The sequence below is a fragment of the Paenibacillus sp. IHBB 10380 genome (assembly GCF_000949425.1).
Taxonomy (GTDB): domain Bacteria; phylum Bacillota; class Bacilli; order Paenibacillales; family Paenibacillaceae; genus Paenibacillus_AQ.
Window position 1 is genome coordinate 1069128 of the sequence record NZ_CP010976.1, and the last position, 13657, is coordinate 1082784.

Here is a 13657-nt window from a genome sequence, read left to right on the forward strand (position 1 = left end):
GAGATTAGATATGACTATGAACTATTATTTGATCGGATCCGTAGACGAATATTTGATACAGTTAGGTCAGGTAGTGACCGTTGAGAATCATGAGATAGCCGTCTTTCATACGTCAGATGGAGGGATTTATGCCTTAGAGAACAAGAGCCCTCATCCGAAGGGAGGCCCTTTGGCGGAAGCGATTGTATCAGGCCATTATATCTATGATCCACTCTATGATTGGAAGATTGATCTTGTAAGTGGGTTGGTTCAAGCGCCTGATAGCGGCAAAGTAGATACTTATCCTATTATTGTTAATGAACAGGGAGTTCACATTGGTCTCTAGCTAGATAGGATGAACCAAACGACTACTAAACAGAATCCAGGAGGTGGCCCTCTTGTATACACAAGGTGTAGAAGCCATAGTGGAAGCGGCGGTCAAAAAGAAAGACAAAATGAATGAGAGTTTAATTCGATATACGATTGCAGCTGCATTAGCAGGAGCTTATATTGGAATAGGTATCATCTTAATATTTTCCTTGGGAGCCCCACTAGCAGCCATTAAATCACCGTTTCAACCACTGGTAATGGGGGGCTCCTTTGGAATTGCCTTGACGCTAGTTATTTTCGCCGGTTCAGAATTATTTACGGGAAACAATATGTTTTTTACCATGAGTACTTTAGCAGGGCGAACGAGTGTTAAGGATACGGCTAAGAACTGGACAATTGTTTTCTTTGGAAATTTACTTGGGGCTGTACTACTTAGTTTACTCATTCTCGGAACAGGATTGTTCAAGGATATTTCAGCGGACCATTTGCTATTTGCGGCAACCGCTAAGAAAATGCATTTACCAATGTCTGAATTGTTCTTTCGGGGTATTCTTTGTAACTGGTTAGTATGTTTAGCAATTTGGATGTCTTCTCGGGCTAAGGACGAAATGGCCAAAATCGCCCTGATCTGGTGGTGTCTATTCGCCTTTATTGCTAGCGGATATGAACATAGTGTTGCGAATATGACATTACTCAGTGTAGCGACTTTACTTCCTAATCATCCAGAAACTATTTCCATTGCGGGTTGGTTGCATAATATGATTCCGGTGACATTAGGTAATATTGTAGGTGGAGGATTATTTGTCGGGATGGCCTATTGGGTTATCTCGCCAGTCCGCAGTAAGAAGAAATAAAACATCATTGAAATGACCAACCAATAAATAATAAGTGATTGAATACGATGTATTCTATTAATGGATGAGTAATGCAAGTGGGGATATCCCCATTTGCATTACTCATCCTCTTTTGTTTTGTAAAGGTGAGGGTTCATCACCACCAAGGTAGCTACTATCCACCATACCCGTTGATCAATGCTAATCCAATCCTAACGTGACAAGAATGTAACATTCCCCTCCTGCCTGTCATCTGAATCGAACGACAGTGCCAGATGTAAACAATACAATAAGTGTATACGAATTGCCTGTTCAATCTGGCTTGGTTAACCCTGTCTTAGGTCTGAATACAGCTGCAGTTCTTCGAATATGATTGTTGGTTTTACCAAGTTACAATTAAACGAAAGCAAGGAGAGGATTTTAGTTGAACAAAAATAAGAAGCGAACTCGCCGCGCGAGCGGCATTTTGACGGTTCTACTGACGCTTAGCCTTGCAGCAGAAACAAGCACGTACGCTCAGCAGCCGCCTGAATCGAATCCGACGGCTGCCGTCAAACATCTGGCCTCATTCGGCAGCACCGCCCTTCCGCTATTGGATAATGCGGCCTCGAAAGATAATATGAGCGGGCCACGTGAAGCCAAGGAAGTTGAGGCGTTCCTGGACGCTTTTTTTGCCAAAGATGCCATCAAGAAAAAGGCTAAGGCCGTTACGGTATCCGTCGTTCAGGACGGGAAGGTGCTCGCTTCTAAAGGCTACGGTGTTACCGACCAAACGTCGAAATCACCAGTAGATGCAACCCAAACCACCTTTCGTATCGCCTCCGTCTCCAAAGTGTTCACGGCGGTTGCAGTTATGCAGCTCGTCGATCAAGGGGAAATTTCGCTTCAGGACAACATTGAAAAGTACCTGGACGGTTACAAAGTAACCAATTCCTTCGATACACCGGTCACGATAGAGAACCTATTGACGCATACGACCGGTTTTGAAGTGCGCGAACCTACAGACGCCAGCTATTTGACCGATGCTTCCCAGAAGCCAATCTCGCTAAAAGAAAGCATCTTCGATCAGTTCCCGCCGGTCGTTCGCAAGCCCGGAACGTCATACATGTACGATAATTTCGCATCGAGGCTGCAAGGATACATCGTCCAGCAGGTAAGCGGAGAGCCTTTCGGGAGCTATATGCAAAAGCATCTGTTGGGGCCGCTTGGCATGACCTCAAGCAGCTTTAGACTGACTAAGGAGTTGGCCCGTCGGCTCGTAACTTCTTACGATGTAGCGAGTAGCGCCATTCCTGTGTACGATTTTTCGCCGAGCGAGTGGCCGGAGGGGAGCATGATATCGACAGCCTCCGATATGGCGCTGTTTATGAAAGCTTTCCTGAACGATGGTCGGGCGGCTGACGGTACTGTTATCCTGTCGCCCAAATCGTTAAAGGCGATGTCTACCTACCACATAGCCATTCATCCGGATTTGCCAGATATGACATACGGCTTTGAATCGCCTGTTGATCCGTCAAAAACGAACGGGGAAGACGTGATCTCCAAAGGTGGCGACATTCTTGGCTTCAGTTCGTTGCTATGGCTTCTGCCCGACCGCAAAGTGGGTGTCTTCGTTTCTTACAATGCGAATCAGGATTTGCGTGACGATTTATTTATCGCGTTTATGGATCATTATTATGCCAGTCGTAAATCAATATTTGGGCCAGAGGATTTCAAGCCGCAGTCCGAGGACGTTCTCGCCAAGTTCGAAGGTCTGTATTCCGATTTACGGATTAAATTACTGACCAGAGTCGAAGTGGGAGGAGACGGCACCCTGATTGTGAGCGACGTTTCGGCCCGTCACCAGCTGAAGCAGGTCGACGATCTGCTGTTCGTGGATGAACAGGGCAAGCCGCTTGCATTTAAGACGGAAGCCGATGGGCGCATTATCTATATGAAATACTCTAATTTATTCAGCTATGCGGCCAAAATGCCGGATGATCCGGCCGGATTCCCGGACGTATCGGCCGATCATCCGATCATCCGTATGCCAGCTACATACTTGGCCTGAAGTCACTTGGGCTTTTGACGGATGATCCGTCAAAGCCGTTTCAACCGCTGCAAGCCGTCACCCGCGGAGCGTTTATCCATGCTTTTAACGCGATGTGGAGCATCTCGGAATCCGCAAGCCCGTCCTCATTTAAGGACGTTGAGAATTCTCCGTATCGAAAGGATATTCAAGCCGCTGTCGAGTCCGGCTTGCTACAGGGGACGGGGGAAGGCTTGTTCAATCCAGACCGTCCGATCCGCCGCGAAGAATCAGCGGCTATCGTATTTCGTTTATTGGCGGGATCGGGGATTAGGGTGCCGGATTCCACGGCTGTGCTTGCGCTAGGCACTTCGAAATGGGCTGTCGATGCGGTCAGCTCTGCTGTGATCTGGAAGCTTCATGGGCCGGAAGTGACTGAATCGAATGGCATGTTCGACTACGGCTCGCAGCGGGCGTTGAAGAAGCAGGAGTTGGCGGCGCTGCTGTTCACGATGATTCTTCCAGATTAAGGGACTATATATCATCACTGCCGCGTGGTATGCCCGGAACTTGTGTAATGACTTGATCGTTTTGTAAAAAAGTAACTGTAAATGCGACAAGGGAGAATAATAATACACAGTTCAGAACAAGTATGATCTGAGGGGGCGGTTATTTGCCTCTTCTTTTTGTTTTGAAGTGAAACCAAGGAGAATACCAAGAGCAGACCGATTGAAATGATCGGAAGAACATTGTAAATTGGTCTTTTATCGTGGGAATATCGGTGGAAATGCCAAGCTGGAGTGGTATGATGGAGAAAGCTTTGGATGGATTTCTTTATTATCGGAATCTGCGTAGCAATCACGGGAAGGGACTTTACCGTTATGGATATGAACATTTTTATTATCGAAGATGATGATGTCATTTTTCGTTCCTTGAAGGAAAGATTGGAGCAATGGTCGTTTCACGTCACGGGACCGGAGCGATATGATGATGTGATGAACACCTATATTAAATTACAGCCCCAACTGGTCATCATTGATATCCAGCTCCCGATGTATGACGGTTTTCACTGGTGCCGGGAGATTCGGGCGGTGTCGAAAGTGCCGATTCTATTTCTGTCATCGCGTGATCATCCTCTGGATATGGTGATGGCGATGAATATGGGGGCGGACGATTATATTCAAAAGCCGTTCCATATGGACGTGCTGTTGGCCCAAATACAGGCGATTCTCCGCCGGACGTATGCTTACAGAGAGGAAGCGGCCGATCTTAACGCTGACGTTGTCCGACATCAGCTTCCCGACGGCTATTGTCTGACGGTATACACGCTCATTTACTTCATGTTTGCTGTTCTAACCGTTGGTCATTATCACCGTATTGTGAAGGCGGCGCTGTAGCGGTTTGGTTGATGACAGGCTATTTGCATATAGATATTAAAAAGAGTCATATCAAATGAGAGATATGGCTCTTCTTGTTCGTTCAGTATGAGATCTAGCAATAGATCGGGAGAAAACTGCCGTTGCTTGTAAGTGAAGCGAGTACGAGCACAATAAGAATGTTGGTTATAAGTGTGGAGAGCAGTCTTTATTTCTAAATTCTGCATATTTCTTTGGAACACATTTCACAGTGACATATCTCTTGTAGCATAGTGAGGTTTTTAATAACGATCATTCCATTCTCATATTCTACAGCATCTTTCTTACGTAGATCACTTAGCATGCGGTTAACACTTTCACGAGTAGCACCAATCATATTGGAAAGATCGGTATGGGTAATTTTTTTGTTAATTAGCGTGTTTCCATCCCGTTCTTCACCATAGGTATTTCCAAGACGTATCAAGGTAGAGCTGAGAGCGCCAGGTTTGCCATATAGCATTAAATCACGGAATTTAGTTTGCGTAAGTCGGTGGTGAATACCCATCCATTTCATGAAATCAATTGCAAATTCACAATGTTGACAGATTAGAATTTCTAGATCCTTCTGTTCGATAACACCGATCTCACTTTCTTCAATTACTTCAGCATTAAAGCTATGCTTGGAGCTAAAGAAAGGATCAGCTTGACCGACCATATCTCCTGTTTGATACATATAGAGGATGAGTTCTTTACCTTCATCTGTCGACTTCGTTAATTTAATCCGTCCACGTTTAATATAGAAGAGTTTATCAGATAAATCTCCTTCCCAGAAAAGATGTGATCCTTCTGGAAGGATTCTGTCTTTCATACTAACGAGTAGATGGTTAAAGTTTTGTTCAGAAAAGCAACTGGTATTTCCGCGAGCTTGGGTATCATTCAAATGTTCTTTCATAGTTGTTATCCCCTTATCTTTAATTTTCGATAAATTTTAAACTAATTATACCGTTAAAAATCACTTTTGTGGGGGTGTCAATGCCCTTAAAAGTGGCGAATTTTTAAACATTGTGATATATTTCACTTTTATTACGCTAAATCTAGTGACAAGAATGATATTATCAAGAATACTTTCTTTATTTTCCCAATTCAACCAAAGTGAATTATGGTTCATGAATATTACAGGTGATCGTTCGTAATAACCTGTTATATATTCAATCGACGAAATGTAAGCGCTATGAAATAAAAAAAGAAAATAAATTAAAGTTTGTGAAAGTTTTCACTTTAATTCTTAAACGAGGTATGCTATGATGAATTCATGAAAGAGATAACGAACTTCACCTAGGAGGATGAGAGAAGATGGCAGTCAAAAATGAAGTTGTCCAAGAGAAGAAACAAGGAGCAGAGGAGTATATTCAGTCCTTAATCGACAAAGCCAACAAAGCCCAAGCAGAATTCATGAAGATGGATCAGGAACAAGTAGATAACGTTGTGCAAGCAATGGCTCTTGCTGGTCTAGACAAACATATGTATCTGGCAAAACTAGCGGTTGAAGAAACAGGTCGAGGTATTTATGAAGATAAAATAACCAAGAATATGTTCTCAACGGAGTACATCTACCACAGTATTAAATATGATAAAACGGTAGGCGTCGTTGAAGATAATCAATATGAAAACTTCCAAAAAATTGCTGAACCTGTCGGAATCATCATGGGAATCACTCCAGTAACTAATCCGACTTCAACAACGATGTTTAAATCTCTCATATCCATAAAAACACGTAATCCAATTATATTCGGTTTTCATCCATCTGCACAAGAGTGTAGTAAGGAAGCAGCTAGAATCTTATTGGAAGCAGCGGTTAAAAATGGCGCACCTGCAAACTGTATCCAATGGATTGAACTTCCTTCGATGGACAAAACGAATGTACTGATGAACCATCCGGATGTGGCTCTTATATTAGCAACAGGTGGATCAGGTATGGTAAAAGCAGCATATAGCTGTGGTAAACCAGCTCTCGGCGTAGGACCAGGTAACGTTCCTTGCTTCATTGAGAAGAGTGCGGATATCGATCAAGCTGTAACAGACCTTATTCTTTCTAAATCGTTTGATAATGGTATGATTTGCGCTTCTGAGCAAGCCGTTATTATAGAAGAGTCAATCTTTGACCAAGTGAAGAAAAAAATGATAGCAAATGGCTGTTATTTTGTAAATAAAGAAGAAGCAGCTAAATTAACTGCTGGTGCAATGAATACAGATAAATGTGCAGTTAATCCTGCAATTGTAGGTCAATCAGCTGTTAAGATTGCAGAATTATCGGGTATTCAAGTTCCTGCTGGAACTAAAATTCTAGTTGCTGAACTTGAAGGCGTAGGTACGAAATTCCCACTTTCAGCTGAGAAATTGAGTCCGGTACTTGCTTGCTATAAAGTGAAGAACGCAGATCAAGGGATTGCACGCGCAGCTGAGATTGTTGAATTTGGTGGCATGGGTCACTCATCCGTTATTCACTCTCATAATGAAGAAGTTATTATGAAGTTCTCTGATCGTCTGCAAACAGGCCGGATTATCGTAAATTCTCCTTCCACACACGGTGCGATCGGAGATATCTATAATACTAATTTACCATCATTGACATTAGGTTGCGGATCATATGGTCGTAACTCGACATCTTCCAATGTAGGTGCAGTCAATTTGGTCAATATTAAAAGGGTGGCTCGTCGTACTGTGAATATGCAATGGTTCAAAGTTCCTAACAAAATTTATTTTGAAAAAGGCGCAACACAGTATTTGACTAAAATGCCTGACATCACTCGTGTAGCAATAATTACAGATCCAATGATGGTCAAGCTAGGTTATGTTGAAAGAGTAGAACATTATCTTCGTCAACGCCAGTCACCTGTTGTTATTGAAGTATTCTCTGAAGTAGAGCCAGATCCTTCGACGTCTACAGTAAGTCGTGGTACAGAAATGATGAACAGATTTCAGCCAGACTGTATTATCGCGCTAGGCGGTGGATCTCCAATGGATGCTGCCAAAGCAATGTGGTTATTCTATGAATATCCTGATACTGATTTTGAAGGCTTGAAACAGAAATTTATGGATATCCGCAAACGGATATACAAATACCCTCGTCTGGGACAAAAAGCACAATTTGTTGCGATTCCAACGACATCGGGAACAGGCTCTGAAGTCACTTCTTTCGCAGTTATCACAGATAAGGACCAAGGAAATACGAAGTATCCATTAGCTGATTATGAATTGACTCCAGACGTAGCGATTGTAGACCCAGAGTTCGTATACTCGCTTCCTAAGGTAGCAGTAGCGGATACAGGTATGGACGTATTAACACATGCGATTGAAGCTTATGTATCTGTTATGGCTAACGATTTCACAGATGGTCTGGCTATCAAAGCTATCCAACTCGTATTCCAATATTTAGAGAAGTCAGCTCTACATGCAGATCCTTTAGCTCGTGAGAAAATGCATAATGCTTCGACCATTGCAGGTATGGCTTTTGCCAATGCATTCTTAGGAATCAATCACAGCTTGGCACATAAATGGGGTGGAGAATTCCATACGGCACACGGACGTACGAATGCTATCTTGATGCCTTATGTTATTCGTTATAACGCTAAGAAACCAACCAAATTTGCTTCATTCCCTAAATATTCTCACTTCATAGCTGATGAGCGTTATGCTGAGATTGCGCGCATTCTAGGCCTTCCAGCTCGTACAACTGAAGAAGGGGTAAACAGTTTGATTAAAGCTATTCGCGACCTTAATAAGGTTCTAGGAATAGAGGAATCTTTCCAACAGCTTGGATTCGATCCGAAGGTCTTTGAATCTCGTGTAGATTACTTGGCTGATCGTGCGTTTGAGGATCAATGTACAACAGCAAACCCTAAATTGCCATTAGTAACAGAACTAGCTGATGTATATCGTGACGCTTTCTACGGAAGAGTCTAATAAAAAATTATAACGGAATATCATTGAACTAAAAGTGACAAATATCACCTCGAAAGTGATGTTTGTCACAGTTATTTCCCTTGATTTGAAGTATGCTGAATATGGATAAAGGTTCTGGAGTGATAAAGAATAGACATCCATTCTCACAACATTGAACATAATGGAAATGATAATGTGAAAAAAGTCACAATTTATTTTTCCGGGATTGAAGAGACCCTGAGATAACCTTCAAGCTCATGATCTCTATAATATAAATATATAGATGGAGGGATTAAGATGTCGGTAATTGAAAAAGAAATGAAAGACATGCAATCTGGTTGGAGAAGCTTTAAGAAGGGTAAATGGGAAAGAAAGATTAATGTTAATGATTTTATTCTAACTAACATTAATCCTTATCTAGGTGATGAATCATTCTTGGTAGGTCCCACACAGAATACAACTGAATTATGGAAGATTGTATCTGATCTAACGAAGCAAGAAAGAGATAACGGCGGCGTCTTAGATGTCGATGTCAACACGCCAGCTACTATTGTCTCTCATGACCCAGGATATTTGGACAAAGACAAAGAACAAATTGTTGGTGTCCAAACGGATGAGCCATTCAAACGTTCTATTCAACCTCTAGGTGGCATTCGTATGATGATCGACGCTTGCGAGGCATATGGCTTTAAACTTTCTGATGATGTTGTGAAGACATTTACAGACTTCCGTAAAACGCATAACCAAGGTGTGTTTGATGCTTATACCTCGGATATGAGAGCAGCTCGTAAAGCGGGTATCATTACAGGTCTTCCAGATGCTTATGGTCGCGGTCGTATTATTGGTGACTATCGTCGTGTTGCACTCTATGGTATTAAATTTCTAATTCAGGATAAGAAACGTGAATTAAATGATCTGGAAGTTGACCTAATTGATGAAGATGTGATTCGTCTACGTGAAGAGTTATCAGAACAAATACGTGCTCTTGCTGAATTGAAGAAGATGGCTGAAATGCATGGTTTTGATATTTCAGAACCAGCTAAAACGGCTAAAGAAGCATTCCAATGGGTATATTTCGGATACTTGGCTGCAATTAAAGAACAAAATGGTGCTGCGATGTCTCTTGGTCGTGTATCCTCTTTCCTTGACATTTACGTACAACGTGATGTGGAAGAAGGTACGTTAACAGAAGAACAAGCGCAAGAATTAGTTGACCATTTTGTAATGAAATTACGTATCGTTAAGTTCCTTCGTACACCAGATTACAATGAATTATTCAGTGGAGACCCTACTTGGGTTACAGAATCCATTGGGGGTATGTCCATCAATGGTAAAACTCGTGTAACTAAGAACAGTTTCCGTTTCCTTCATACACTATATAACTTGGGTGCGGCACCGGAACCTAACTTGACTGTATTGTGGTCAGAACAACTTCCAGAAGCCTTCAAGAAATATTGTTCTAAAGTATCTATAGAAACAAGTGCTATCCAGTATGAGAATGATGATCTGATGCGCCCAATCTATGGCGATGATTATGGTATTGCTTGTTGCGTATCCGCTATGCGTATCGGTAAGCAAATGCAATTCTTTGGCGCTCGCGCTAACCTAGCTAAATGTTTGCTGTATGCCATCAATGGTGGTGTGGATGAAAAATCTGGCGCACAAGTCGGTCCAGAGTATCAACCTATTACGGATGAGGTACTGAATTATGATGAAGTACTGAAACGTTTCAAACCAATGATGAAATGGCTTGCTAAGCTTTATATGAACTCACTAAATGTCATTCATTATATGCATGATAAATATGCTTACGAAAGAATTGAAATGGCGCTTCATGACCGTGATATTCTTCGTACTATGGCATGTGGAATTGCAGGACTTTCCGTAGCAGCTGATTCACTAAGTGCTATTAAATATGCAACGGTTAAACCAATCCGTAATGAGCAAGGTATTGCCGTTGATTTCATCATTGAAGGTGAATACCCTTGCTACGGTAACAACGATGATCGTGTAGATAATATCGCTATTGAACTGGTTGAAACGTTCATGGGCATGATCCGTAACAATAAAGCTTACCGTAATGCTTTGCCTACACAGTCTATCTTGACAATTACTTCTAATGTAGTTTATGGTAAGAAAACAGGTACAACTCCTGATGGACGTAAAGCAGGGGAACCATTTGCACCAGGTGCTAACCCAATGCACGGACGTGATAAGAAAGGCGCTTTGGCTTCCTTGAGTTCTGTTGCCAAATTGCCGTATGAAGATAGCTTAGATGGTATCTCCAATACATTCTCCATCGTACCGAAAGCACTGGGTAAAGAAGAAGATACACGCAAATCTAATCTCGTTGCTATGATGGATGGATACTTTGGTAGTGGTGCTCATCATCTCAACGTCAACGTATTCAACCGGGAGCAACTAATGGATGCGATGGATCACCCAGAAGAATATCCACAATTGACGATTCGTGTATCTGGTTATGCAGTTAACTTCATTAAACTTACTCGCGAGCAACAGTTGGATGTTATTAATCGTACATTCCATGGTTCGATGTAAGTCAGGTAAACAACAACTATACTTTTAAGACAGCGGATGCGGAGAGGGTGACTTCATATGATTAAAGGACGTATTCACTCAATGGAGACCTTTGGGACAGTTGATGGACCGGGCATCCGCTTTGTCCTTTTCATGCAGGGATGTCTAATGAAATGTCAATACTGCCATAACCCAGATACATGGGCGCTGAATGAGGGCAAAGAGATGACGGTCGAAGATGTACTGTCTGAGATTGAGCCGTACATCAACTATTATCGTTCTTCTGGTGGAGGCCTTACAGTCTCTGGAGGCGAACCTACATTGCAGGCTCATTTCGTTGCTGAGGTGTTCAAGGAAGCTAAGCGTCGATGGAACCTTCATACAACACTAGATAGTAACGGGTTTAATGATGCCAACAAGATTCATGAATTATTGGATGTTACTGATTTGGTACTTCTAGATATTAAGCATATTGATGACGAGAAACACATCAAGCTGACAGCAAGAAGTAACGAACGAACACTCAAGACAGCAAATTGGTTATCAGAACATGGTCATGCGATGTGGATCCGTCACGTATATGTTCCAGGAATTCATGATCAAGAAGAAGATTTGATTCATTTAGGTCAGTTTATTGGTACGCTAAATGGAGTAGAGAAATTCGAAATTCTACCTTATCATCAAATGGGGATTTATAAATGGGAAGCACTTGGCAGAGAATACCCGTTACAAGGTGTTCCTTCACCTTCTGATGAAGAAGTGCAGCGAGCTTACCGCCTTATTGAAGAGGGACGTAGACAAACAAGTACAGTTAGATAGATTGAACTAAAGTTTTCACCCCAGAGTTCTATAAATTCTAAAGTAATCAATAATAAGGTTGCTCTTTAGTTCATTCTATATGAATACATTAATATCAAGGGCATTCTTTCGTATAGAAAGAGTGTCCCTTTTCACAATGATATGATATTATTAGAATAATAATCTCTTTTATTTGAAAGGATGGTAATAATTGTTGTTACATACCTCTAGCATGTCTTTAGAACAAAAGATTGGACAAATGTTTATTTGTGGATTTCCAACTGAACAACCTGATGAGAATATTCAAACCTTAATTGAAGACTATCATCTTGGTGGAATTATTTATTTTAGACGTAACGTTAAGAGTTTAACTCAAATGAAAGCGTTGTCAGATTCGCTTCAAAGCCTAGCCCTTCGTGATGAGCAACCTCCGTTGTGGATTGCAATAGATCAAGAGGGTGGAATGGTTGCTCGAATTGATGTGGAGGAAATGAGCTCCATTCCTGGTAACATGGCACTTGGAGCAACAGCTAATACTGAATATAGTTTCAAGGCAGGTTCGGTAAATGCTTCTGAATTATTGTCGCTTGGAATTAATATGAATTTGGCACCTTGTCTAGATATAAATAATAATCCAATGAATCCTATTATTGGAATTCGCTCCTTTGGAGAAGATCCAGATCAGGTAAGTGAGCACGGCGAAGCCGTTATTCGAGCATATCAGGAACAAGGTTTATCAGCTGTTGGTAAGCATTTTCCAGGTCATGGGGACACGATGTCCGACTCACATTTTGGAGTTGCGATAATACCTCATGATATGGATAGATTGAGAAAAATCGAATTAAAACCTTTTGTAAAAGCTATTGAATATGGTATTGATGCTATAATGACTGCTCACGTCATATTTCCAGCAATCGAACCGAATCAAATTCCAGCTACACTATCATCTGCAGTGCTTACCGATTTGCTTAGAAAAGAATTAGGATTTCAAGGATTGATTATGACAGATTGTTTAGAAATGCATGCTATTTCTCAGACATGCGGTATATCTGAAGGCGCGATCAGAGCGATTAACGCAGGAGCTGATTGTATATTGGTATCGCATACTTACAGTGAACAGGTTGCGGCTCTAGAGGCTGTGAAGAAAGCTGTAGAGACGGGCGTCATTAAGGAAAGCACCATCGATGATGCAGTTACCCGAATTTTAGCTATGAAAGATAAACGACTGGGATCTAGATATTGTGAAGATGGTAGTCATACAAATGTTATAGAAAATCAAGTTGAGATAAGTGGGTCACATCAGAGCTTACTCACTGAAATCACAGACAGCGTGATAACGCTTGTTAAGGATGAAGGCCAGTTACCACTAAAAGGTAACGAGCCGGTGTTGGTGATTTGGCCAAAGGTTGATAGTAATGACCAAATGGATCAACCATGGACTCATCAGATTACTTTAGGTTCTGTACTTAACGAACGGAGAAATGATGTAAAAGAAATGGACATGAGTCTCGATCCATCGCTAGATGAGATTGAGAATATACTCTTAGCGTCCCAGAGTTATAAACAAATCGTTATGGCTACTTACACAGCAGGAGATAAGCTTTCTAATGGACAGCGTATTCTGGCAGAGAAGTTAATTAGTCGAAATCATAAGTCATTAATAGTGACCTCAATGCGTAATCCTTATGATTATAAATATATCACGGATGTACCAGCGTATATATGTTGCTATGAGAATACACCCTTAATATTGCAATCATTAGCTTCTGTTCTAACAGGATCCATTACTCCCAAGGGAAAACTTCCTGTAACATTAAGTGACCAATATCCTATAGGTTGGGGAATAGAATAAGCTATAAATGAGGGATTATAAC

At 41.6% G+C, this 13657-nt stretch carries 9 protein-coding genes and 1 pseudogene; 9 read left to right on the forward strand and 1 reads right to left on the reverse strand.

Going from position 1 to position 13657, the window contains the following annotated elements:
* The first annotated feature begins 10 nt into the window (after nt 1–10).
* The 5 genes and pseudogenes from UB51_RS04725 to UB51_RS04740 all read left to right on the forward strand — a co-directional run.
* A complete protein-coding gene (locus UB51_RS04725; protein ID WP_044876304.1) occupies nt 11–325 on the forward strand; it encodes a nitrite reductase (NAD(P)H) small subunit in 315 nt (104 codons plus the stop codon).
* A gap of 52 nt (nt 326–377) precedes the next feature.
* Nucleotides 378–1163: a formate/nitrite transporter family protein gene (locus UB51_RS04730; RefSeq protein WP_044876305.1), complete on the forward strand. Its 786-nt coding sequence runs from the start codon at nt 378–380 to the stop codon at nt 1161–1163.
* 403 nt (nt 1164–1566) lie between these two features.
* On the forward strand, nt 1567–3192 hold the full coding sequence (locus tag UB51_RS04735) for a serine hydrolase domain-containing protein (RefSeq protein ID WP_052675759.1): 1626 nt from the start codon (nt 1567–1569) through the stop codon (nt 3190–3192).
* 14 nt (nt 3193–3206) lie between these two features.
* Entirely contained in the window at nt 3207–3680 is a 474-nt protein-coding gene (locus UB51_RS26225; protein WP_052675760.1) for an S-layer homology domain-containing protein, read from the forward strand.
* Nucleotides 3681–4031: 351 nt separating this feature from the next.
* Nucleotides 4032–4421, forward strand: a pseudogene (locus UB51_RS04740) (response regulator); the annotation flags it as partial.
* Between the two features lie 319 nt (nt 4422–4740).
* On the opposite strand, the gene UB51_RS04745 reads toward UB51_RS04740, so the two are convergent.
* The gene (locus tag UB51_RS04745) at nt 4741–5457 is read right to left on the reverse strand and encodes a Crp/Fnr family transcriptional regulator (protein ID WP_044876306.1); all 717 of its coding nucleotides are present in this window, start codon (nt 5455–5457) and stop codon (nt 4741–4743) included.
* A gap of 401 nt (nt 5458–5858) precedes the next feature.
* On the opposite strand from UB51_RS04745, the gene adhE reads away from it, so the two are divergent.
* The 4 genes from adhE (at nt 5859) to nagZ (ending at nt 13635) form a co-directional block, all read left to right on the forward strand.
* Complete coding sequence (gene adhE, locus UB51_RS04750; protein WP_044876307.1) at nt 5859–8468, forward strand: bifunctional acetaldehyde-CoA/alcohol dehydrogenase; 2610 nt, start codon at nt 5859–5861, stop codon at nt 8466–8468.
* 276 nt (nt 8469–8744) lie between these two features.
* Nucleotides 8745–11006, forward strand: coding sequence for a formate C-acetyltransferase (gene pflB, locus UB51_RS04755; RefSeq protein WP_044876308.1), 2262 nt, complete (start codon nt 8745–8747; stop codon nt 11004–11006).
* Nucleotides 11007–11063: 57 nt separating this feature from the next.
* Nucleotides 11064–11804 (forward strand): pyruvate formate-lyase-activating protein, encoded by a 741-nt coding sequence (gene pflA / locus UB51_RS04760; protein WP_044876309.1) that lies wholly within the window; start codon nt 11064–11066, stop codon nt 11802–11804.
* A 190-nt stretch (nt 11805–11994) separates the two neighbouring features.
* Nucleotides 11995–13635, forward strand: coding sequence for a beta-N-acetylhexosaminidase (gene nagZ, locus UB51_RS04765; RefSeq protein WP_324607747.1), 1641 nt, complete (start codon nt 11995–11997; stop codon nt 13633–13635).
* Nucleotides 13636–13657 lie beyond the last annotated feature (22 nt).